The organism is Aquiflexum balticum DSM 16537 (assembly GCF_900176595.1).
Lineage (GTDB): Bacteria > Bacteroidota > Bacteroidia > Cytophagales > Cyclobacteriaceae > Aquiflexum > Aquiflexum balticum.
In genome coordinates this window covers 3,088,027-3,112,999 of the sequence record NZ_LT838813.1, presented here as the reverse complement: position 1 = coordinate 3,112,999, position 24,973 = coordinate 3,088,027, and the positions used below count along the sequence as shown (strand labels likewise).

Here is a 24,973-nt window from a genome sequence, read left to right as displayed (position 1 = left end):
ATTTTAATTTTTTTAATGATTAAATTTTTATTTCAGGAAGTTATCTTCCAATATAGAAGACTCGTCTCTGAAACTCTCCTTCATATCAATTCTCCGCTCAAGCAATATTTTTTTTGATTTTGGATATTCCTCCACCAACCAAACCAAGAAATCTGTAAGGTTATACCTTTCATTGGAGAGGGATTTGACTTTAGCCCTTAAATCTTTTTTGTATCCTTTATTCTCTAAAATATTATACGCAAGTTCAATCACTCCTTTTTGATATCTCAAATTATGTATCAGACCATTTTTTGCTTGTTGTTGCAATGTGCCTGCGTCGAGAGAATTAACATAAATTGCTGGGGTTCCTAGCGCTGCACATTCTGACGCCATTGTAGCGCCTTCTCCTATAAACAATGATGCATAATACAGCACATGATGGACCCTATTTGGTTTAATCCTTATCAGAAAAGGCCTTAGTTCCTCCGGTAATTCCCCTTCTGATGAAATAATTATCTTGTATTTTGTAGCAAGTTCTTCAACCAAACGGATTTTATAATCATCTGAAAATCCCATTTGGCCTTTGTCATGAAAAGCCCCCCAAGAGACAAACCTCAAAAACACGAAAGGAATATGCTTATCAATACCAAGTTCAGAATAAATTTTAGGATCAGGCTTGAAATATTTTTGACTAAGATAAAATAACTCCATATGCCCTTTAAACTTGAACTGCTTTTTCCCAAGGTCAAGCAGGTAGCTTTCCGGATTCAACACCAAGTCTGTAAAAGGGAAATAAAGCTTTCTGTTTAATCCTGCATGTTCGGTATCATCAAAAGAAATATGAGGTATACCAAAAAGAAATGACATATGGGCAACATAAGAAGCTGCAAAACTTAAAGACAAATCAGGCTTTTTTTTGATATAAAGCAGGAAAATACTCCATTCACATTTTAAAAGGAAAAAAAATTTTCCTAAAGCAGATCTAGCGTTTTTCCCCATTGGAATGTATTTCAATCCCTCAAGTTCAAGAAGTTCATAGGTGATTTCCTTATTCCTGCAGGTGATGATGAGTTGATGTCCACTGGCTTTCCACTTAGCTATAGAATGCTTAAAATAATGAACATTGGCGGGGTGAATGATGTCTATGTGGATTGATTTCATTGATCACGCTCCTCCATTTGATAGAACATTAGTGGCTTGTTTGGCAACAAATATTTCATTGCAGGAAAAATCAATCTTTTCATTTTTTGTATTCTAGGAAAGTATGAAGGATAATCTGTGAAAAATTTTCCAGGACCTTCTAATAATTCTATTAATTCTGATTTTGGAAAATTCAGCTTTTTTGCAACAAATTCAATGTCTTTATCAACACTATCTTCATCAAAAGGTTTTTTACCAATTTCTTCGATTGCAAGTTCTCGTGAAATTTCACCGCTCAAAACTTGAGCTGATAATGTGATTTTCCTTTTGTCAATTCCAAATTTTTTTGGTAACCAATAACTAATAATAAATTTTGTAAATATATTCTCATAATGATGCCCCCCATAATCCACCCAATTATACTTTTGAACTAGTATTTTTTTTGCATTTGACTTTGTATAAGGTAGATAAAAAAATGGTCTGATCATTTTAATGTTTTTTAAATATGCAAAATAACCAAATGACCAAATGGATAAACTTGGAAAAGAACGTAATACTCTATTTTGGTATTTTTTTGTTAAAAACTTTAATTGAAGACTATCTGTATATGTCCATTCATTTGGTTGAAACCCTTCTGTTCTAAAGTCATGCCCAATTAAAATGTGTTTTAGACCTTCCCTATCGGCCACTTTGTAAAGCACAGCTTTAATTGCTAAATCAGTGGGACCATCAACCCATGGCAATTGAGCCTTTAAATAAGCCTTAAATACATCTATGACTTCCTGATAATTAATTACATATGTTTCTAGGTCAAAATCTAAGGCTTGGGTCATTTTCTTAATATTCCCAACTGCAATATTTGATCCCCAGCCATTATCAAGGTAAACAGCTAAAACTCTAAGGTTATATTCTGCTGCGAGATGCAATAGAAAAGAACTGTCTGTACCACCACTAACTCCAATAATACAATCATACTTATTTCTTCTTCCATGTGATTTCATTTTCATAACAAATCCTTCCCAAATCTTTTGGCCTTCTTCCCCTTTTGGAAAATCTGCTAGCAGTTTTTTGAAAATCTTTGCATACGAGCTAATACCTTCATCATCGAACTTGATATCAGGTATGGATTCATCCCATACACCAAGTTTGCATATTTTTCCTTTAGATGCCTTCATTCTGCAAATAATTTAAAAAGTTCTTCTCTGGAAGGATAATTTATTAAAACAGCTTTTCTTGGCCCATGGTAAACAAACATACTTCCTGCTGCAATAGCCTGTGCTCCATGAATATAGGCCAATTTCAAGTCCATTATATTTCCAGCACCTCCACATATTATTGAGGGGATATTTACTGATTTATTAATTTCCTTTATGATTTCAAAATCATAGCCCGTCATTGTACCATCCTTATCTATACAATTGATCATAATCTCTCCCGCCCCATAATCTTCAGCTAATTTCACATATTCCAATAAAGTCTTCTTCCCTTTGATTCTTCCATTTCTATACCGCACCTCATATCTCATAAAAAATGTTTTCTTGACATCCAAACATACAGTCACACTTTGACTACCTAATTCCTTGGAAATTTGACCAATTAAAGCTGGATTTTTAACAAAGGCTTCCGAAATTATCACTTTCTCTGAACCGGACTGAATAAGTTTAACGGCTTCCTTTACATTTTTTATTCCGCCACCCACACTAAAAGGCATGAATGCCTCATCGCCGATCTCCTTTACAAAATCTAATGATATTGTTCTGTTTTCATTACTAGCAGAAATATCAAGTATCATTAATTCATCTGCCTGTAGATCATTAAATAACTTTACAGTATTGATAGGATCTCCTAAGTAATTGGGATTCTTGAATTTTTTAGTTTTAAATAAGCCCAAACCCTTGAAAAGCAAAACAGGAATGACACGAGGTCTAAACATTATTTCTGACTTAAAAAGTTGTTTAAAAGATTTAAACCTGACCTATGACTTTTTTCTGGATGAAACTGAAAACCAACAATGTTATTAGACTCAAAAGCAGAGTCAAAGGCAATCCCATATGTTGATTCGCATAAGACATCAGTTGGAATCTTGCATTTCACATAATAGGAATGAACAAAATAATACATTTCATTTTTGTGAAAACCTGAATCTAATAATGATTTTTTTTTAAAATCAATTGTATTCCAACCTATGTGTGGGATTTTAAAAGATGATATAGGAAATTTGCAGGTTTCCGCATTTAAAAGTCCTAAACCTTTAATCCCATTACTTTCTTCACTGGAATTTGTCAACAATTGCATACCCAAACAAATCCCCAATATTTTTTTTTTATCACCCAAAACAGCATCTATTATAGATTTGTCCCAACCTTTCCTTTCAATTTTTTCCATTGCATTACCAAAATGTCCTACCCCAGGCAATATGATGAAATCAAACTTTTTTAATTCAAGAGGAGAACTTACAATTTCAGCTCTTTTATTCAAGTTTTCACAAGCTTTCTGAACTGAACGTAAATTCCCCATGCCGTAATCAATGATGGAAATCATATTAACCCTTCAACAACTTTCTTTAAAACTTCCATTTGCTTTTCTGAATTTAATTCAAGGGCCGCAACATTTGCATTTGTTTTTAATCTATTTATTTCGTCTTTATCGAGTCTAGATAAAGATTTAGCCATAGATTCGGCTGTCCATTCCTTAGAAACAACACCAAATTGATACTTTCTAACTAAAGGAGACATTTCATAATCAGGGCCTACCAAAACCATTAGTCTGGATTGTATATATTCAAAAAATTTGTTGGGAAGTGCGAATTTCAAATTGAAGTTATTTGGAGGAAAAAACGCCAATCCGACATCGAACTGATTTGAATACTCAACCAGTATTTCCCTCGGTACCGGTTTAAGAAAAATTATCCTTGGATTCTTAGATGCTTTTTTAACTAGTCTCTTCCAATGGAATCTGGTGGAATCTCTAAATACAAGCATAAGATAAAGCTCAAAATCACTATTTAAAAAATCCATCATATCTAACATGATTTCCAAACTTCTGGAACTACTGACAATCCCATGATGCAACAACTTAATTTTAGAGCCAACTGGATTAGGTTTCAAATCCTTGAATTCACATGCGTTTGTGACCAAAACAGGTTCCACTAGGAAATTCTTTTTGTATTCTTGAACAATACCTTTGGAAACCGTTATCATCTGCTGAACTTTTGGGATAAATTTAGAGCATAAGAATATGTAATAGTCTTTATAAAAAAACCGCCAAAAAGGATCATCGTCAAAATTTAAAGGAGAATATTCATGAGCATCCAATATTACAGGAGCTGACCCTGCAATTTTAATAGCCAAAGGAACTAGCCTGATTTCATGTGCAATCACAAGGTCAAAGCTAATATTCTTCATTTCCAAGCAAAATCTATTTTTTGCTTTATCCCAATAAAAAGAATCATAAAATCCAAATTTTAACATAGGTAGATTGATCAACTCATTTATAAAAGATCTCTTTTTAATCAAGTGAAATTGATATTCAATTCCTGCTTTCGAAGTACCCGCAGAATGAACTTCAAAATCATTACCTAAGGATTTAATTTGTCTGTAAGGCCTTGGATCCATCTTTAGATCTGTGTAGGCTAAAATCAATATCCTTTTCATTAAAAACTATTTTATTAAGCAAGGGTAATTCAAGTGGATTTAACTTGATTAGGTAGAAGAAATAAAACATCATCCAAAATGGATGAGAAGTCAAAGTTGAAGCAAAATAAATGAATGCAAACATTAAAAAAATTAGTGCTTTACCTTTTAGTCGATAATATCTCAGGTAATTATTTAAGCTTTTATAATGAGCAATGGATATTAAAAGGAAACCAAACAAACCATAAATTGCCAACAGGTCGGAAATTCCGTTGACTCTGACAAGTTTAGTATATTCACTTTGGGTCCTCTCTGTGGCATTAAACCCATAACCGAAAATTGGACGCTTAATAAAATCATTGAAATCAACTATAAAAGAAGGAAATCTCCCTAATGATCTTGTCTCAAACTCTCTAGCATCCTCCAACAATTCTTTATATTCATATCTACCAGCGATTTCTTTATCAATTTTTTTATATCCCAAATCTAAGTTCAAAACAAAAATCAAAACAAAAATCAAAACAGGTAACAAGACTATTTTATTGATCCTCTTAACATTAATAATATAAATTTGTGGTAGAATTGCAAAAGCGATGATAAAACCTGTTGTCGATGTCGTTGTCAACAATGCGATACTAAAAATTAAAAAACGTCTATTTATCTTGAAATTATTATTTAATAGATTTATAAGCATTGCTAGAACTAGAAAATTTGCAAAACCCTTTGGTTCCCAAGCGAATCCGGAATTCCTTAATATTGAACCATGGCTTTCCATTGTAAATATGAAAAAGTTGGCAAACCTGTCATTCCTAAATTCCAGATAAAGTATGTTGTTTTGAAGAATTCCTACTAACCTAAATAAAAGGTCGTAATTCAATAATTGAAAAATGAATAATGGAAGGCTTATCAAAGCAAGATAATAGGTGATTTTTTCAAAAATTGAAAAAAAACTTGCTCCAACACATTTAATAGTTAAATAAGCGTAAATCATTTTAATCAGAATATAAATGCTAAGAAAAAAATCATTCTCTTTAAAAGAAATAAAATAATATAGATTTAATGCTAAATAGATGTAAATCAAAATAAAAATAAAATTATCAACTTTCAACCTCCTCTTATAAAAAACCCAACTAGCATAAATTAATGCCATTACAGTTGTTTCTGGGACAAAGGCTAATACAGAGGCCTGTGTACTCTTAAATAAGATCAAGCCTACTAGAATGAAGTTTTCTCTGTAAGTTTTATGACTCAAAAACAAACTTGCCATAACTTACTTTTTGGAGGTAGCAGACGACAAGGAAATAAAAAAATAAAGAATATACATAATTGAATATGCCATACTATAAAGCAATACACTTTGGTCGGCTGATTCGTTAAAATATCCAACCACTATTGCAGCAGAAGTAACCAAAAGTAAGACAGTTTGCCATATTAGATTTAGCTTTTGTTTTCCAGCTATCAATAAAGTATAACCTAAAGGGCTTACTGAAAACTGAAAAAAAAACATGATGGACAAATATCTCGCATAATATCCAGCTTGTTCCCATTCTGCACCAAAAATCCATTCGAATAAAATAGGTGAAAATATCGCAATCAATACCGTCGGTATGATCGCAATAAATGAAAGATATTTGAATGTTCTAACAAATGTTCCTCGACAATCTCCTATACTGTTGAATTCCTCTGATGCTTTTTGCTTGAAAACCTCTAAAGTTGATGACGCCACTAGCTTTAGTGGGAAACCTAAAACCCTCTGTGTAACCGAAAAATAACCAACTGGAGTCAATCCATAGAAAGCTGTCAAAAGTACAATTGGATTTTGGGAAGTGTAAACATTGATAATATCTGCCGGCAAAGAATATTTGGGAAAGTTGATGTTTTCCTTGACTATAATCCACCCTTCCGACAGGTCAAATCCTTTGAACAATCCTCCTTCTAACTGATGGGTTTTGTAAAATAAATAAAAAGTTTCTGTTAGCTGTGCTAATATGTTGGCAAAAAGGAAGACTTCAGGTTTTGGACTCCAAATTCCACCAAATACCAATATACTGTTTAAAATAAGTGATTTGAAGATCCCACCTAAAGCAATTTTTCGATAAAGTTTCTTCCTGTTGAGCCAATTCCTGAAAACATAAAAAAAAGCATTCAATCCGACTAGCAAAGGAACAAGGTATATCCAGGTGAGATATTCCTTTTTAAAAAGAAATGAAAAGAATGTAAGGGGTGTTAGGGTTATAAATAAACCAAGAAATGACAAAGAAATTAAAATAAAAAAAACTAAATAGCCTATAAGGCTTTTGATATCTTCATCTTTACTGCTAATCACTAGAACATTTTCATACCTAAATGTCACAATAACAGATAATACATTAACAACAGACAAAAAAATGGTAATTATCCCAAAAGTCTCAGGTGAATAAATCCTAGTTAAAACAGGTGAAAGTAAAACTGTCAAAAATTGTGTCGCAAATACTCCTCCCGCAATGGTTAAAATATTCTTTAAATAATCATTTTTTAAGAGTTTTCTTATCATTTAATCTTCTCACTGAGTTTAAATGGACCTTTCTCTTTACACATTAATCAGATTCATCCTAATTGAAGTGGTTTTTATCTTAGTAATAAATTAATTGAAAATGGATAAACCAAAAGAATAAAATGAATTTTTAAAAATGAACGCCTTCAATTCACCAATTAAATAATTTCAAATAAAAGGATGCTCCGCCAAAGGCAATCTCGCAAAAGGATGATAATCACCTTTCAATCCGATCTCTTTTTGCTGCCTGATATCATGGACAATTTCTATAGAACTTCTGGCCTCTTCCAATCCGAACCCGTAACCTGCCAATATCTGCTTATAACTTTCTGTATGGAGGTCAACAAAGCCATCGCTGAATTCAATCTCCTCCCCTTCGAGGGTAATGGACCTATATATACTCAATCCTTTTTTTTGAATGGATTCCGGCAAGGTATTTTCATTAATACTCAAAAACCACCTGACATTGCCCTTTTCCAATTCCAACAAACCTGCTACTCGATCATGGGTTTTGATATGGACTATATTGGATTTCACTTTTCCGAATACCCAAACCAACATATCAAAAAAGTGGATTCCAATATTGGTTGCTATGCCTCCTGATTTGCTTTCATCTCCTTTCCAAGAGCTGTAGTACCAATTTCCCCTGGAAGAAATATAAGTCAGATCTACATCGTATACTTTATCTTTAGGCCCTTCTTTAATTCTTTTTTTCAAAGCAATAATAGCCGGATGAAGCCTCAATTGCAGGATATTGTATACCTTGGCTCCCGACTCTTCCTCTACCAATTTCAGCCCATCAATATTCCAAGGATTCAACACCAAGGGTTTTTCACAGATGATATCCGCCCCAATCCTCAAACCGAAACGTATATGGGCATCATGCAGGTAATTTGGTGAACAAACACTGACCATATCAATTTTATTTTCTGACCTTTTGAGTTTTTCCACATAGCGGTCAAAGCGCTCAAACTCTGTGAAAAAATCAGCCACAGGGAAATAGCTGTCCATAATGCCAACTGAGTCAAATTTATCATAAGCAGCCACCAATTGATTCCCGGTTTCTTTAATCGCTTTCATGTGCCTTGGAGCAATAAATCCTGCAGCACCTATCAATGCAAATTTTTTCATTCCGTATCAGTTTTATTAAGTCTAGAAACTTTTCCATTTCTTAAAGCATATTCATCACCCGATTCCGGACAAACTGCTCTACTATCCTTATTAAAAACCAATTTATACCCATTTTCACTCATCCAACCAATCTGCCTAGCCGGGTTACCTACAACCAAAGCATAAGGAGGAACGGATTTGGTGATGACTGCACCTGCACCGATAAAAGCATACTGTCCGATATCATTGCCACAGACCACAGTAGCATTTGCTCCAATAGTAGCGCCTTTGCCTACATGGGTCTTGGTATACTGGCCTCTTCTATTTATGGCTGACCTTGGGTTGGTAACATTGGTAAATACCATGGAAGGTCCAAGAAAAACATCGTCTTCGCAGGTTACCCCTGTGTAGATGGATACATTATTCTGAACCTTTACATTATTGCCCAAAACCACTTCAGGGGAAACAACCACATTTTGGCCAATATTACAGTTTTCCCCTATTTGCGAATTTGGCATGATATGGGAAAAATGCCAGATTTTGGTCCCCGCCCCGATTTGGCAACCTTCATCTATTACCGCTGTTTCATGTGCAAAATATGCCTTCATTCAAAAAAACTGTTTATTGATTCAATGACATAAGACTGCTGTTCTTCCTCCATTTCAGTATGCATGGGCAGAGAAATCACCTCTTGACACAATACTTCGGCTACTGGAAAATCACCTTTTTTATATCCCAAGAATCTATAGGCTTCCTGAAAATGGACAGGTAAAGGATAATAAACCATGGTGGGTACTCCCTTTTCGGCTAGATATTTTGAAAACGATTCCCTTGTAATATCTTTCAAAATCAAGGTATATTGATGGAATACATGGGATGACTGATTCATCCTCTTTGGAATTTGCAGGTTGGGGTGGTTTTTAAAAGCTGCATCATATTTTTTAGCTACCTGATTCCTAGACTGAATATACCCATTCAAATATTTTAATTTAACCCGCAAGATAGCCGCTTGCAAAGTATCCAATCTTGAATTGACACCAATAGCATCATGGATGTATTTTCTCTTTTGTCCATGACTTGCGATCATTCTCATCCTTTCGGCCAACTCAGGTTTATTGGTCATCATTGCGCCCCCATCCCCAAAGCAACCAAGATTTTTGGAAGGGAAAAAAGAGGTGACCCCGATATTCCCCATCGTTCCGGATTGTGCTACCCTTCCATCTGAAAAGGTATATTTTGACCCTATGGATTGGGCAGCATCTTCTATGATTTTTAAGCCATGTTTATCTGCCAATCTTAATAAGTTTTCCATATCAGCGCACTGACCAAACAAATGTACCGGAATTATGGCTACAGTTTTATGGGATATTTTTTCTTCAATTTTGTTGATATCGATCAAAAAAGTGTGGGGGTTAACATCAACAAAGACGGGAACTAATCCTAAAACTGCAATCACTTCCACTGCGGCTATATAGGTGAACGCGGGCACAATCAATTCATCCCCCGGTTTGAAATCCAATGCCATCATGGCAATTTGAAGACCATCAGTACCATTTCCACATGTAATGACAGATTCCACGTCAAGATATTCTCTAAGTTCTTCCGAGAACAACCTTACCTGTGGTCCATTAATAAAAGCAGATTGGTCAATTACTTCCTGGATGGAAGCATCAATCTCAGATTTGATCTTATCATATTGGGACTGAAGGTCCACCATCTGTATTTTCTTCATTTCAGTACTTTTCACTGTCATTTGGGTACAGCTTCGCCACTTGAGTCACATGGAAAGGATGAAGGAGAAAGGATGAAGGAAAAAGAATAAATCTCAAAGTATTCATTAAATTGTCCTTTCTTATTTCTTTACTCTAAGTTCCTCTCTCGGCTCTCGCTTTTCGTCTCTCGCTCCTCTCCTCTTGTCTCCCCGATAACTCGGGGCAGTCATTGGTTCTAAAATCCCGCTTCTCGTCTCTCGCTTCTCACATCTCGGCTCTCACCTTCTCCACAATGCCCTTTTCCACCAAGGAGCTTGGATTTCATCATGGTAACCATGCTGTCCTGAATAACCATAGCCATAACCGTATCCATAGCCAAACCCATATCCTCTATCAATATGGACGTCATTGAGTATAGCGTAAACTTTTTCGATTCCTCCTTTTTCAATCAGATTATTCAAAACCTGAATATTGTTTTTATGAGAGAACGCCTGTCTGAAAATATAGAAATTCACATCAGCAAATTTAAAAAGTTCTTTAGTTTCAGAAACCAGCCCTGCTGGAGGGCAATCCAATATAATCACTTCGTAGGCCTCTTTGATTTCAGACATAATTTTGGAAAATTTTGCCTGCAGCAATAATTCGGCTGGATTGGGTGGAACCGGTCCTGAAAGTATTACATCCAAATTATCATATTGGGTATGTTTTACTACATCTTGCCATGCAATTCCTTTGCTGAGACAGGTACTCATCCCTATGTCATTGGTGAGACTAAAATCTTCTGCAATTTTTGGTTTCCTTAGGTCCAACCCTATCAAAAGGGTTTTCTTTCCCAAGAGAGAATATACAGAAGCCATATTGATAGAGGCAAAGGTTTTGCCTTCTCCTGAAATGCTGGATGTAAAAAGTATGGTGAGATGCTCTTTGTTTGGACTCAGATAGGACATATCAGCCCTGATGTTTCTAAAAGACTCCGTTACGGATGATCTTGGATTATTCAATACCGGCCTGGGATCATTGTCTTTATTCCTTCCGATCATTCCGATCAATGGTGTTTTGATCATTCTTTCCAACTCCTTGGGATCTTCAATTTTTGTATTCAAAAAATCCCTGACAGCGATATATCCGATGGAGAAAAACAACCCGATGGACATTCCTATGATCAAGTTGATTATTTTCCTAGGAAATACAGGTTTCTGTCCGGCCATTGCATTATCCAATATGGCATTTTTGGGCATATTGGAGGCTTTAAGGATTTCAGATTCAGCTCTTTTCTGCAACAGATAAAGATAGATATTTTCATTTACTGAAAATTTCCTTTGTATTCCCAAAAGCCTTCTCTCCGTTTCCGGCAGCACATTGATCTCCCTTTCCACCTTACGGATTTGAGTATTGACCTCTTGAAGATAGGTATTGGTATTATTGAGAAAAGAAGTGACATTTTCCTGAAGAGCTCTTTTTGTATTTTTAATTTGATTATTGATTTCCCGGATTACCGGTGCCTGCTCGGAAAAATTATAGGACAGTCTCAATTTTTCTGCCTGTAAATCATTTAGAGTCACTACCAAAGCCTGTAGCACAGGATCTGTACTGTCAGAAACCGAAGGAATCATCAGTCCATCAGTGTCGTCATTGATAATATAATTTTGAAGGCTTTGAAAGTATTTCAAGTTGATTTCAGCAACGGATTTGTCTTTTTCAAGTTCCTGTAGTCTGGCAAAAATCTGGGAACCTTCCTGACTCAAATTAAAAGTCCTGTTCTCAGACCTGTAGCGCTCCAATCTTCCCTCAAAAAAAGTGAGGGAATCCGTAATCCCGCTCAATTGATCTTCAATAAATCTGATTGTGTTTTCAGCTGCTTTGTTCTTTTCTTTCAATTCTCTCTGGAGGTAAACTTCCATAAGCATATTGATATAATCTTCACCCATTTTCCGAACCGGGGTTTCGAATGAAATATTCAGAACAGAGGATTGCTTATTGATTGGGGAAACGTCGACTTTTTCTCTGAGCAGCAATGCCAGAGAAGGAGTATCAAACAATTCAAACAAAATCCTATCTCCCTTTTTAGCTGTATTATTTTCAACGGTGATTTTAATAAATTCATTCTCAATCGTTTCCCCGAAAGTATATGTGGCTTTAAATTCAGGTAGATTTTTGGTTTTTTCTTTATAAAATGGATCTTTTGGATTAAAAATATCAAATTCACTGTCGTCCATTTCAATGTTAAAATGGTTTTCATCAAATACCTCGATATTGAATTTTCCGGCGACAGGTTGCTTATGAGACCAATCCACATTTATCAAAACAGGAGGGTTGGAGTATATCCGGTTTAATGTAAAAAATTCATCTTCGAAATAAAAAACATCTAGTCCCAAGACTTCAATAGCCTCTGCCGAAAGCGCATAAGATTTCAAAATCCCTATTTCATTTTCAACATTACTTTTGATAGGCAGTAATCCTGCAGCTTGAAAAAGATCAGTTCCAAGAGCCTGAGACTCATCTTCGACGATCACAGTAGATTGTACTTTGTATATAGGAGTAGCATACCTATTGAAAAGAAATGCACTCATAAGACAAACCAGAATACTGGCCAAAATAAATGGCCAAAATTTAAGGTAATTGAATAGAACGACTTTCAATTCAACATCTTCCTCATCATGGGGCAGGAAGGGATCAGGAATAAAAGGATAGGGATTATTTTTTTGCATTCTCAATTAAGAATTAAATTAAGAATCAAAACCATTGCTGTAACAGACGAAATCACCAATGCAATAGTTTGCGCAGAACTGTCTCCTGCTCCAACTTCTTTTACTTTTAATGGTTCAGCATAAATCTGATCATTAGGCTGTATGAAATAAAAAGGGGTCTTCACAATCTGTCTGTCATTTAAATTGATCCTATGGATTCTTGTGCCCTCAGGATATTGTCGTATCAATAATATCTCGTCTCTTTTGGCAACAGTAGTCATATCACCTGCCTGGGCAATTGCCTCGAAAATCGTCAATCTATCCTGTAATACAACATATTTGCCGGGTCTTCTGAATTCTCCCAAAGAAGAAAACCTTATTCCTCCTAGTTTTACCCTTACAAAGATCTCTGAAGTTACATAAGTTTTAATTTCATTTTCGACCAATATTCTAACCTCCTCCAAGGTCATATCATTCACTTTCAATTCACCCAACAAAGGCATTCTGATAAAACCATTTTTGTCAATCGTATATCCGGTCATATAATAGACGTCTCCCCCAGTTTGGGCAATTTGACCAAAAACCGCATTATTACCTTCGTTTTGAATTTTTGAAGATAATCCGTTTTCTAGAATATCTTCTACCGTCTGAATCTGAATATCTATGATATCATTGTATTGTAGGCGGTATTCGGGAAGTTCATAACTTATCAGTTCGCCATCCTCAATCGGGGTATTTCCTTCCAGATTCTGATAGTAAATTACCTTTTTGTTGGGTATGCATGAAAAGGTAATTATGAAGATACCTATATAGATTAAATAGGAAATTAATTTCCTTACCATAGAACTCCTTTGGTTTTGTTAAAGATTCGAAGACCTTGCCCGCAGTGTCGGATTGTAAACTTAGTGAATTAATTCAAGAATGAAATGAACAGTAACCCTTGTAAATTAAACCGGAAATTAAGTCAACCAAAAAGCAATTACAAAATTTGAAATGAATTCGTTGATTCAGTTTGAAAAGTAATTCAATCAATAAAAATCTATGAATTACATCTTAAGATACATTTCTGTATAACATTCAACCCGGTATTTTATGAAGATTCCATAAAAGCAATAAAGATAACAGACTTTGTTTTTAGTGATAATTAACATTATCGATCATTTTTATCAAATCCTTTAAAACAAATAAGTAAAAAAGGATAATTTAAGTGATAAGCTACCAAATATTGGTTCTTTAAGACAGATGGGTTTTTAATGGCTTCATTTTTGAACAAGAGTTGAAAAAACTATACCAACAATGAAAAAGATAATTATTTCTGCTATTGCCGTCACAATTTTGGCCGGCTCCTGTGTTTCTAAAAAGAAATATGTGGAATTACAAAATGATCTGTTCAAAACAGAAGTTACTCTTGCCGATACCCGCACAGAAAAGGAAAAACTTGAAGAGGAAAAAAGAATCCTTGAGGATAAAATGGGAAAAATCGAAGCAAGAGTTGAAGAATACAATGCCCGAATTAATTCATTAAGGTCGGAAAGCGATGCCAAATTCTCTCTTGATGGAAAGACCCCTATGTCCAATATCACCAGAGAAAAACTACAGGCAACTTTGACAAATGTAGACCAGGAATTGTTGGCCCAAGCCCAGACTTTAGAAGATTCCATCAATCTTGCCATTGCTTACAACATGAAGAAATCCATTTCCGATGGTTCCTTGGAGCAGGAAGATGATATTCAGATCGATATTGACAAGACTGTAGTGATGATCAATGTATCTGACAGACTGTTGTTCAATACAGGTAGTTACCAGGTTTCCAGAAATGCAGACGGTTTATTGAAAAGACTGGCAGAGGTGATCAATTCAGAGCCTTCATTGGAAGTAATGATAGAAGGCCATACAGATCCAAGGACTATACAGACAGTAGAACTTCAGGATAATTGGGACCTTAGTGTCAAGAGGGCAACATCAATTGTCAGGATTCTAGAGAAAAAATACAACGTAGCCCCCGGAAAAATGATTGCAGCAGGTAGGGCGAGTTACATTCCTTTGGTAGAAAATGACAGCAAGGACAATATGGCAAAAAACAGAAGAACAAGAATCGTTTTGATTCCTGACTTGGATAAGTTTTTTGCAATGATAGAATAGAAATAAGAGGGGGACAGGCTCGACGCGCCTGTCCCCCTCTTATTTCTATTCAAATACTAATTGAATATCGCTTTTTAAAATACTTGAATTAAAAAAAGTAAAAGACCTCTACTTGTCACATCGACGAAAGGAGATGTCTATTTTTCCCCAGAAAAGGGTGCAATAATTTTAAAAACTCCCTTTCGGATCCTGTGATTTAAATTCTTCAAATGGATAAGTTTTTGGCAATACTTCCACTCCTGTGGTGAACTTGATGGGTGCCTCTCCCGGATAAGTGATTTCTACAAAATAACCCGAAAATCCTTTTGCAGGCTCTTTCAGATCCACTTCATATTTACCGCTTTCATTGATGAGAATTTCAGTGGAGGTCCATTTAGGGCCTAATACATCAATTCTAAAATCCCTTGATTCTTCATTTGTAGCAGACCATAACTTGATGGAAGCAGGTTTTTTGTTTGGGTCAGTGGTTATTTCTATGCTATTTCCATTGACTGACCAAGTGTATTTTGGTCTTGGAACATCATTCAGGATTGAAGCATAAAAAGAAATCAAATTGGGAAATGCATCCGACTCACTGAGGTCATGACCATAATTGGGTACATATTGTATATGCTTTTCTCCATCCAGGTCATCCCAATAAAATTTCCAGCTATCCGGAAGGAAAAACTGATCTCCGGCAGCATTGATCAGTAATTTGGGAATGTCCTTATATTCTTCCAAATAGGAATATGGCTCGGTGATTTCCAAAAGTCTGTCGTATTCTTTGGAACCCTGCCAATCCATTATCCCTTCCCGCACATAATCATCCACAGCCGGGGCCCAAAATCCATAATTCCGCCAATGATGCTGAAATGACGGTACAATATTAAGTAAGTCAATCACCACAGGAATCATCCCCACTACCCTATCATCTACAGCGGCAGTAGTCCAAGTAGTCCAACCTCTTTTTGAAGCACCTGCTACAACATATTTGTCCAGAGTTTTTCCATGTTTTTCTTGAGCGACTTCAGACACTACGTCCATTGCCAATTTCACCGCCCTTGTCATCGGTAACCTTGCCAACCAAATAGCATCTTCATCTTTGGCCCCTCCTTCCATAAACTTTCTCCATCCATAGGCTATGATCGCATCTTCATACCGCTCACCAAAAGTATCATTGGCAAATATTAAGGGCTGAAAAGGAACATTATGAATCTGGGCAACAATGGAATTGGTGCGCAAAGCAGATTCATAGATCAAAGGATCAGGTTTCTCCGGCATCTTGGAGTTTTTGCTACCGCCACCTATCCACATCATTCCTGTTTCATGGGGAGTGTCTTTGGGGATTACCATTGACACATAATGCCACCATTCTGTTTCATCGACTATATCATTTTTTAGCCAATGCTGAGAGTACATTTTTGCCACATGATAGTCAAATTCATCCCCTTCAAGTGAATGGATTATTTCATACCTAAAAGTTGGGTCTTCCGCATGGACATAGTCTTTAAGAATCGTTGGTGACCTTTCCAGGGTGCTGGTCTCCACATCAGTATTCTGTGTCTGACAACTCAGAAATATTGTGATAAAAAAAGCAGGGATTATTCCTTTGAAGATTATTTCATCAAGTATTCTTTTCATAAATTTTTGGGTTGAGTTTACTTCAAAAGGTAGCTAAAAATCACAAAATAATGAACCACAAAAGAATCAAAAGTGAACAAAAGGAATAAAAAGCAACCATTAAATCAAATTGATCTTTTGTTTTCTTTTGTCTCTTTTGTGGTTCCCAGAATACCTCATTCTTAGTAACCAAAATTGTTGTCCCTAAAAATCTAAACACTCACTTTCTTAAATTCTTACTTAACCTTTTGATTTGATCACATTCATTCCTAAATCTTTTGTTTTCTTTTGTCACTTTTGTGGTTTAAAAATTTTATTTTTTCCCTATTTTTAATTCAATTTTAGATTCTTAGCTGAGCAATTAAAATTTTTGTCTTACAATTTTTGAATAAAATTCTCATGAAAATCACTAAAAATTATTTAAGAGACCTCACTTACAAAATCAACGGTGCAGCCATTGAGGTTCATAAGCATCTTGGACCAGGATTATTGGAAAGTATTTATCATGAATGCCTAAAACACGAATTGACAATGAGAGGAATTTCTTTTATCTCAGAAATGCATGTTCCTGTAAACTATAAAGAGATAAGTCTTGAAACCAAATTGCGCTGTGACCTTTTTGTTGAAAACATAATCGTAGTTGACTTAAAAGCAGTAAAAGAAGTCGAACCCATTGAGGAAGCTAGACTATTGAGTTACATGAAATTATTGAAATCCCCAAAAGGAATCATCTACAATTTCAATGTTCTCAACCTATACAATGAAGGTCAAAAAACCTATGTAAACCAATTCTTTGAAAATTTAGAGGATTGAATTTCAAATTTCACAAAACCAAAAAATAATGAACCACAAAAGAATCAAAAGGGAACAAAAGGTTTAAAATGGAAAACAGTAATCCGAATTTTTCTTTTGTTTTCTTTTGTTCCTTTGTGGTTCGTGAAATAAAACTTTTATTTTACATATAACTGATTAAACAGGAGCTTAAAGGTATTGTGTGCTTGGGCTCTGAAGGTAATCTCGGGGCCGAATGCGTATAATTTTCCTTTTCCGATGGGAGCTTCAAAAGCCACCACTCCATTTCTCAGGTAAGACTCTCCCCAAGCCCAGCCGGAAACCAAAGGTGATTCAGTTCCAAACCAAGCCAAAGGCTTAACTCCCTGCATCAACGCATCCGGTGCCAAATTGAATACAGGACTGTTATTATAGACCATATTGGCGGTTTTACCCATTCCCCAATTCGCCGGATGATTGGTATCCAAATTGGCCTTCAATATACTTCCAGGGATATAAAACTTATCACCGGTCAGGTTTCTTTGCTTGCCGTCCGCCAATGTTTCCACCAGCGCATTGCTTACCGGCAAACCTAAATCATAAATCAAAGAGGTACTGGCGCCAACAGCCACAATGCTTCCACCATCTTCCATAAATTTCTTCAAAATAGGAAGAGATTTTTCCTTGGTGAGATTCCCCAGAAGCTTATGGTATTGCGTATCTATTTCTTCTTCTTTTGGTTGACCAGCCCAACTTCTGACTGTTCCCGGAGCACCTGCACCAATAAAGAGGATCACATCATATTTGGTTATTAGATTACCCGAATCAATATCTTTAGGATAAATCACCTGGAAGGGGAAGTTATATTGTTCCAACATCCACCTGACCCAACCGGAGGGCATTGAGCCACCATAGTAGTCAAACAAAGCTATTTTAGCTGTTTTAATAGGTATTGTCCCAGAAGGCTTTGAAGCAGAAATCATATGAACACCATATTCTTTCGCAGCTTTCTCCAGTATTGCTTTTCCTCCTGATACAAAGAAACTTCCAGCAGGTAATCCAGAAACTGTCCTTATGGTACGGGAAACATTTATTCCCGCTTTCAATAAATCATTGACAACTATAAAGGCATTGTTAGCCCTTGCATCGATCAAAACCGATCGGCCTGGAACCTGGGTTGCTGGAAAATCCAAAACTTCTCCAATAGGTAACGCTTCAAAAGGACCATCAAATCCATCCAAAATCCTATCAAACTCTACTCCCATCTGGAAAGCCAAAGTCCATCCTGCTGCATCATATGGCCTTTTTGGAGGACCACCAGGATATTCAAAATCATTGGGATGGTCCTGTGGCTCAAACATATCCAACAAATGAGGCCTGAATGCCTGGGCGGATTTGAAGACTAGCGAACCTTTTGGATAATTTTTTCCAGCTACAGTAAAGGCATCCGTAGCCCGATGGACTTGAATCCCTGATTTGATCAGGGCATTGGCAAATCTAATGGCAGTAGGAAAATCAGGTTGATCAGAAGAAAGTATAAATCCTCTTGGATCTCGTAAATTCAAATCCTTAAATACAGAATCAAAAAACTGTACCGGCAAACCATTCCTCCCCCCATAATTAGACATTTCAAGGCCATCCGCAGATTTTTTGGCTCTTGAATCTTCAAAAGCTTTTTGAACAGCTAAAGATCTTTTGGGATATTTGGTCCAATGGTCCATATTTCCTCTATCGATACTATTGCGACCCATTTTGTAGATATTGTATAACAGGGCATCTGAATTCCTACTGGCATAATCCAAAATCGCATAATTCATGGATACTGAATAATCTATCGATTTTTTAAAATTCCAAGACTGTGGCTCAATCGGATAAGGAGTGGCATGGGTAGGAACCAATCTTTCTGGAACCAAGGGAATTTGAGAAGGTGTAGGTCCACCGGTTGTCTCTGTCAGGATTCCTATCATATTGTGGAAATAAGGTGTAGTACGAAGTCCACCATTCCACCAGGAAGAGAATACAGAACCTCCCAATCGGGTGTATCCTGGTTTGCCTTCGATATTCAATCGGTTAATCATAGCAGCTCCTACTCCATCCAAGCTTGTCATGATTAAGGGATCAAATACATGGTTGAAAGGATCGCGGTAAGGAGGTCCGGCCACTACAGTACCTGCCGGAGAAGTTTGATGGTGGTTATAAATAATCTGTGGCAACCATTCTATATATTGTTGACGGGAAGTGTTTGTAGTTTCCTTCATATTGTTCATGAAGAAATCCCTGTTATTGTCGTGCCCTACATATTTTTGGTACATGTACGGGGAGCTCATGTTCCTCTTTTTGACATCTTCCTGTCCCATATACCAATTGGTAATGATCTCGTGGCCATCAGGATTGGTATGCACCATCAATATGATCAGGTCATTTAGAATACGCATATTTTCCGGATCATTTCTGGTCACCAAGTCATAATAGGTTGGTATCATCTGATGGGAGCCTACGGTTTCGGTAGAATGCAGACCTCCATCAATCCAAACTACTGCTTTTCCTTCAAGTGAAAGTTTTTTCGCTTCATCTTCACTGATTTCAGCCCGACCTAGAAGTTGGGAGATTTCTTTGTATCGCTCCAGTTTTTGATGGTTTTCCGGGGAAGTAATAATCATCATGGGCATTTGTCGGCCTTCTTCTGTAGAGCCGATTTCAATAAATTTTACCCTATCGGATAATTCTGCCACTTTTCTAAAATAAGCCTCTGTAGCTGTATATGTGGCCAATTTGTAATCGTCACCGATTTCAAAACCAAAATGTTCTTTGGGAGTTGGTATCTGTTGTGCAAATCCAAAAGCTACTGTACAGATTGTAAATACCAGGGATAAGTAAAATTTTTTCATCATAAAATATTGAATAGCTAATTTCTAAAAGTACATCGACCAACCTTCCAAAACAAAAGAGCCATTTTGATCGGAAATAAAAAGGTTTGATTGGTATTTGTCTGGCTCTGATCCCGCGGGAATTTATTGTTTAAGTCTGTTTTTCTATGATGATTAAGTCCAATTGCCTAAATTAGAAATGGATAGAAAAAAACAGATTTTCAGTTTTAGTGTTTATCCATCAAATCTTCTTTGAAACATAACATCAAAACTCATGTACAAAATACTGATTTACTTCAATCTGATCATTTTCAGCCTGATTGGCTGGAAAGTCATTTCCTCAAATCCTGTGGTAGTTTCTGATGAAATAACCATTTGCCATACAAATACAGGTCCGTCTGAAATGATAGCTTTTTTGGATGACCCCAAATTTGTAGCCTTTCACCCTGCGCCTATTCCATTTGATTTCAATCCAATCGGTGAAATGGTCTCTTTCCCTGCTCAGGATGGAAAAGAGGCAAAGGGTTATTTTTTAAAAGCCAAAGATCCCTCCGATAATTGGCTTTTTGTTTACCAGGAATGGTGGGGATTAAATGACAACATCAAGGAAGAATCCGAAAAATTCTTCAATGACCTCGGTGGAAAAGTAAATGTCCTTGCCTTGGATATGTACGATGGCAATGTCACTGCCAATCCACAGGAAGCCATGGGATTTATGAGGGGTACAGATGAAAAAAGACTGGAAAATATAGTGTTGGCCGGAAAAAACTTTGCCGGGAAAGATGCTAAAATTGCCAATGTCGGTTGGTGCTTTGGCGGAAGTTGGTCCTTGAAATCTGCCCTTCTATTGGGCAATCAAAACGTTGGTTCCGTTATTTATTACGGAATGCCGGTAAGGGATGTGGAGCAATTGAAAAAACTGAATTCAGATGTTTTGGGCCTGTTTGCAACCGAGCAGAATATTTCCAAAGCAGTAATTGAGGAATTTGCCATTGCGATGGATAAAGCGGGAAAAGAACTGGAATTTAAAATCTTCCCTGCTGTTCATGGCTTTGCCAACCCATCCAACCCAAAACATGATCCTGAATTGACCGAAGAAGCTTACGGAATGGCTTTGGGGTATTTGAAGGGGAAGTTTTTAAATTGAAAAATTGGAAGATTTAAAAATCAAAAGAATTTGGCTGTGAAGGATAGTAAGATTATCCTCACTTTAATATTAAGACTTCCATACAATAAACCCTGAAAGTGGCGAAATCCAATTAAAGGAATTTATCCTGAGTGAAAGTCGGTGAACTCAATAAAAAAAATCAAATAGACATCAAACTCAGAAAATTATCTGATAAAAAACCAATCCTAAATATAAAAACCTGGGGAAGAAATCCCCAGGTTTTTTTACCTCATATAAACGCATTGATCATTTCAATTCCAAGGGTTCAATTTTACCAGACCCTACTCCTCTCAATTCCTCAAACTTTTTCACCAATTTTTCCAACAATTCGGGTTGAGAAGCAGCCAAATTCTTTTTTTGCCCAATATCCTCTTTGAGATTGTATAATTGATATTCACTGTCATTTCCCAATTCAATATTGACAAATGTATTTACAGCCGGCCCAATATAGGGTGGAATCATCACGTAATCTCCACTTCTAAGTGCTGTTCTGGTAGTGGCTTCAAGGATCAAGTCTTCTCTTCCCTCATTTGATTCCCCCATCAATACCGCCAACATATCCATGCTGTCCTTTGTAGCTTCATCACTTCCGACCAACTTGGACAGTGAAGCGAATAAATCCAACTGAGAAACCAGAACATCTGAAACCCCGGGATTGATTTTTCCTTTCCAATAAGTCACAAAGGGCAATCTTGTTCCTGCTTCAAAAAGACTGTACTTCCCTCCTCTTAATGGCCCCCAAGGTTTATGGTCTCCAAGTTTTTCCACGGCATCATCATAGTATCCATCATTCAATACAGGGCCATTGTCGGATGAAAAAATAATGAGGGTATTTTCCAACAATCCCTCTTCTTCCAAGGTCTTCATAAACTCCCCGATACACCAATCTGCCTCCAAAATCACATCTCCTCTAGGTCCCATTCCTGAAGAACCGACAAATCTAGGATGAGGAGTCCGTGGCACGTGCGGTTGCTGCATGGCATAATACAGGAAAAAAGGTTCCGACTTATTTTTCCTTTCTCTAATATAATTCTGCGCTTTTTCCAAAAATTCATCCGCCATATCCTCATCGACCCACTTGGCTTTTTCTCCACCTTTCATAAAACCAATCCGAGGGATTCCATTTACAATGCTATTATTATGCCCATGATGCCACATCATTTTGAGCATATCGGTATTGTCTTTTCCGGTAGGTTCACCTTCAAAGTTGTTTTCATAACTTACCGATATTGGATCATCTGCTTCCAATCCTACTACATGGCCATTCTCAATATAAACAGTAGGTACTCTATCCTGCGTTGCTGCCAGAATATAGGCATAATCAAAGCCTACTTCATTAGGTCCGGGAGACACTCTTTGGTTCCAATCCACAGTTCCATCCCCTAAACCCAAATGCCATTTACCGACAATACCGGTACGATAACCTCTGGTTTTCAGCATTTTTGGGATTGTCATTTGATGGACCCCTATAATCAGTGGCGCAGTACCTGGCAATACCTTGGCATTTTCATTTCTCCATGGATATATACCTGTCAGCAATGCATACCTACTCGGTGTACAGGTAGCGGATGTAGCATAGGCATTCGTGAATTTCATACCTTCATTGGCAAGTCTATCCATATTTGGGGTCTGCAATTCAGTCGCACCATAAGCACCCAATTCACCATAGCCCAAATCATCCATGTAGATAATGACTATATTGGGAAGCTTTGCTTCGGACTCAATAGATTTTTCATCGCTTTGGCAACTCGTCCAAAGCAGGATGACTGCCAAGCTCACCAAACAATTAATATATCTCAAGTTTATTTTCATAGTTCAGAATTTAAATGGGTTCAATATTAATTTTTATGAATATTCACATTACAGTGACTTCCGTCTTCGGTCTTCCATCTTCGGTCTTTTTTCTATTTATTTTGAAGTTGGGTGATTTCAAATTGTGTATTTTTTAAATCATTTTGCAATTCTCTCCACGACTTCTACCTAAAAGAACGTATAGAGAAGTGATAAATCCAAATTCCAATGAGAGTTTGCGGAATTTATTGTTAAGAAGAAAAAATCATTTTAATATTGATTAAATCAATGACCAATAATGATGATAAGCCGCAAAATATACAGTTTTTTGATTCTTGCCTCCATACTCCTTTGTATAAATTCCATAGGATTCGCTCAGCAGCAGGAAAAACCAAATGTAATATTCATCATAGTTGATGATTATGGTTGGATGGATGTGGGTGCTTATGGAAGTGAATTCTACGAAACACCCAATATTGATAAACTTGCTAAATCAGGGATAAAATTCTCAAATGCATATACCGCTTCTCCTGTTTGCTCTCCAACCCGGGCAAGTATCATGACCGGAAAATACCCTTCCAAAACTTACAATACAGATTGGTTTGGCGCTCCGCAGCCCTGGAATTATCAAAATCACTGGACAAAAAACAAACCCTTGATCCCGGCTGAGTACAGTCCTAATATGGCATTGGAGGAATATACCTTGGCAGAGGCATTTCAAGATGCCGGTTACAAAACTTTCTTTGCGGGAAAATGGCATTTGGGAGAAACAGCAGAACATTGGCCAGAACATCAGGGATTTGATATCAATATCGGTGGAACCAACCGAGGAGGCCCATATGGTGGAAATAGATACTTTTCACCCTATGACAACCCAAGAATGGAAAATGGTCCTGAGGGTGAATACTTGCCTCTAAGGTTGGCACAGGAAACCGCTTCTTTTATTGATAGCCATAAAAATGACCCATTTTTGGCTTATCTATCTTTTTATTCGGTGCATACCCCCCTAATGACTACAGAGGAACTAGAACTCAAATACCTCAGGAAGAGGGCCAAATTAAACCTAACAGACGAGTTTGAACCTGAATATGCCAATAAAAACCGGACTACTCAGGCTCATGCCGTATATGCAGGAATGGTTGAGGCGATGGATACAGCTGTAGGGTTGGTATTGGAAAGCCTGGAAAGGAATAATTTATTGGAAAATACCATTATTGTTTTCTTCTCAGACAATGGTGGTCTTTCTACCGCAGAAGGAAGTCCAACATCTAACCTCCCACTAAGGGCAGGTAAAGGTTGGCTGTATGAAGGAGGAATCAGAGTTCCTTTGATTTTTTCCTGGAAAGGTCAAATCCCTGAAGGAATCGAAAATAACAGTCCTGTCATCAGTATGGATTTTTACCCCACACTTATTGAATTGGCTGGATTAAACGACAGCTTCAAAGGGAACGGAGAAATAGACGGGTTCAGTTTAAGCCCACTCCTTCAAAATCAATCCGGGGCAATTGCAAGAGACGCGCTGTATTGGCATTATCCGCACTATGGGAATCAGGGTGGGAATCCCGGTTCTGTTATACAGGAAGATGGGTGGAAGCTGATATATTTTTATGAGGATAACAGATCGGAACTTTATAACCTGAAAACAGATATCGGAGAGCGAAACAACCTGATTTTGGTGGAAACCGAAAAAGCGGATTACTTAAAAGCTAAACTTATGAATTGGCTTAGAAATACAAAGGCAGCGCTTCCAAAACCCAATATCAAATCATAATAATGGTGATAGTGATAGATTAAATTCTAAAAGCCGGAGGGTTCTTAATTTTGAATATTTCGATGTTTGTG

At 36.7% G+C, this 24,973-nt stretch carries 19 protein-coding genes; 4 read left to right on the top strand and 15 right to left on the bottom strand.

What is annotated here, in order from left to right; translation table 11 throughout:
- Positions 1-27 precede the first annotated feature (27 nt).
- The 12 genes from B9A52_RS13170 to B9A52_RS13115 all read right to left on the bottom strand — a co-directional run bounded on the left by B9A52_RS13170 (position 28) and on the right by B9A52_RS13115 (position 13,635).
- Positions 28-1,140, bottom strand: coding sequence for a DUF354 domain-containing protein (locus B9A52_RS13170; RefSeq protein ID WP_084120903.1), 1,113 nt, complete (start codon positions 1,138-1,140; stop codon positions 28-30).
- Entirely contained in the window at positions 1,137-2,294 is a 1,158-nt protein-coding gene (locus B9A52_RS13165) for an adenine nucleotide alpha hydrolase family protein (protein WP_084120902.1), read from the bottom strand. Before B9A52_RS13165 ends, B9A52_RS13170 begins: the two co-directional genes overlap by 4 nt.
- Entirely contained in the window at positions 2,291-3,052 is a 762-nt protein-coding gene (locus B9A52_RS13160) for an AglZ/HisF2 family acetamidino modification protein (RefSeq protein ID WP_084120901.1), read from the bottom strand. The genes B9A52_RS13165 and B9A52_RS13160 overlap by 4 nt, the downstream gene beginning before the upstream one ends.
- Positions 3,052-3,660, bottom strand: coding sequence for an imidazole glycerol phosphate synthase subunit HisH (hisH, locus tag B9A52_RS13155; RefSeq protein ID WP_084120900.1), 609 nt, complete (start codon positions 3,658-3,660; stop codon positions 3,052-3,054). The genes B9A52_RS13160 and hisH overlap by 1 nt, the downstream gene beginning before the upstream one ends.
- A complete protein-coding gene (locus B9A52_RS13150) occupies positions 3,657-4,772 on the bottom strand; it encodes a glycosyltransferase family protein (protein ID WP_157370151.1) in 1,116 nt (371 codons plus the stop codon). The genes hisH and B9A52_RS13150 overlap by 4 nt, the downstream gene beginning before the upstream one ends.
- Positions 4,705-6,018, bottom strand: a complete 1,314-nt coding sequence (locus B9A52_RS13145) for an O-antigen ligase family protein (RefSeq protein WP_084120898.1) — start codon at positions 6,016-6,018, stop codon at positions 4,705-4,707. The genes B9A52_RS13150 and B9A52_RS13145 overlap by 68 nt, the downstream gene beginning before the upstream one ends.
- Positions 6,019-6,021: 3 nt before the next feature.
- Positions 6,022-7,284, bottom strand: a complete 1,263-nt coding sequence (locus B9A52_RS13140) for a lipopolysaccharide biosynthesis protein (protein ID WP_084120897.1) — start codon at positions 7,282-7,284, stop codon at positions 6,022-6,024.
- Between the two features lie 168 nt (positions 7,285-7,452).
- Entirely contained in the window at positions 7,453-8,415 is a 963-nt protein-coding gene (locus B9A52_RS13135) for a Gfo/Idh/MocA family protein (protein WP_084120896.1), read from the bottom strand.
- Positions 8,412-9,002 (bottom strand): acyltransferase, encoded by a 591-nt coding sequence (locus B9A52_RS13130; RefSeq protein ID WP_084120895.1) that lies wholly within the window; start codon positions 9,000-9,002, stop codon positions 8,412-8,414. Before B9A52_RS13130 ends, B9A52_RS13135 begins: the two co-directional genes overlap by 4 nt.
- On the bottom strand, positions 8,999-10,126 hold the full coding sequence (locus tag B9A52_RS13125) for a DegT/DnrJ/EryC1/StrS family aminotransferase (protein ID WP_084123511.1): 1,128 nt from the start codon (positions 10,124-10,126) through the stop codon (positions 8,999-9,001). The genes B9A52_RS13130 and B9A52_RS13125 overlap by 4 nt, the downstream gene beginning before the upstream one ends.
- 258 nt (positions 10,127-10,384) lie before the next feature.
- On the bottom strand, positions 10,385-12,814 hold the full coding sequence (locus tag B9A52_RS13120) for a GumC family protein (protein WP_084120894.1): 2,430 nt from the start codon (positions 12,812-12,814) through the stop codon (positions 10,385-10,387).
- A gap of 2 nt (positions 12,815-12,816) precedes the next feature.
- Positions 12,817-13,635 carry a polysaccharide biosynthesis/export family protein gene (locus B9A52_RS13115; RefSeq protein ID WP_084120893.1) on the bottom strand — a complete coding sequence of 273 codons (819 nt, stop codon included), beginning with the start codon at positions 13,633-13,635 and terminating at the stop codon, positions 12,817-12,819.
- 454 nt (positions 13,636-14,089) lie between these two features.
- Here B9A52_RS13115 and B9A52_RS13110 point away from each other — a divergent pair, with 454 nt between their 5' ends.
- Positions 14,090-14,935 (top strand): OmpA/MotB family protein, encoded by an 846-nt coding sequence (locus B9A52_RS13110; RefSeq protein ID WP_084120892.1) that lies wholly within the window; start codon positions 14,090-14,092, stop codon positions 14,933-14,935.
- A 168-nt stretch (positions 14,936-15,103) separates the two neighbouring features.
- Here the strand turns inward: B9A52_RS13110 and B9A52_RS13105 are convergent, their stop codons facing one another.
- Positions 15,104-16,555, bottom strand: coding sequence for a PhoPQ-activated pathogenicity-related family protein (locus B9A52_RS13105; RefSeq protein ID WP_084120891.1), 1,452 nt, complete (start codon positions 16,553-16,555; stop codon positions 15,104-15,106).
- Between the two features lie 378 nt (positions 16,556-16,933).
- On the opposite strand from B9A52_RS13105, the gene B9A52_RS13100 reads away from it, so the two are divergent.
- The gene (locus B9A52_RS13100) at positions 16,934-17,347 is read left to right on the top strand and encodes a GxxExxY protein (protein WP_084120890.1); all 414 of its coding nucleotides are present in this window, start codon (positions 16,934-16,936) and stop codon (positions 17,345-17,347) included.
- Positions 17,348-17,484: 137 nt separating this feature from the next.
- On the opposite strand, the gene B9A52_RS13095 is transcribed toward B9A52_RS13100, so the two are convergent.
- Complete coding sequence (locus B9A52_RS13095; RefSeq protein WP_394334896.1) at positions 17,485-20,193, bottom strand: M14 family metallopeptidase; 2,709 nt, start codon at positions 20,191-20,193, stop codon at positions 17,485-17,487.
- A gap of 253 nt (positions 20,194-20,446) precedes the next feature.
- On the opposite strand from B9A52_RS13095, the gene B9A52_RS13090 reads away from it, so the two are divergent.
- Positions 20,447-21,319 carry a dienelactone hydrolase family protein gene (locus B9A52_RS13090; protein ID WP_084120888.1) on the top strand — a complete coding sequence of 291 codons (873 nt, stop codon included), beginning with the start codon at positions 20,447-20,449 and terminating at the stop codon, positions 21,317-21,319.
- Positions 21,320-21,586: 267 nt separating this feature from the next.
- Here B9A52_RS13090 and B9A52_RS13085 read toward each other — a convergent pair whose 3' ends face one another.
- Positions 21,587-23,152 carry a sulfatase family protein gene (locus B9A52_RS13085; RefSeq protein WP_084120887.1) on the bottom strand — a complete coding sequence of 522 codons (1,566 nt, stop codon included), beginning with the start codon at positions 23,150-23,152 and terminating at the stop codon, positions 21,587-21,589.
- A 277-nt stretch (positions 23,153-23,429) separates the two neighbouring features.
- Between B9A52_RS13085 and B9A52_RS13080 the strand changes: the two genes are divergently transcribed.
- Positions 23,430-24,902, top strand: a complete 1,473-nt coding sequence (locus B9A52_RS13080) for a sulfatase (protein ID WP_157370150.1) — start codon at positions 23,430-23,432, stop codon at positions 24,900-24,902.
- The last annotated feature ends 71 nt before the right edge of the window (positions 24,903-24,973 follow it).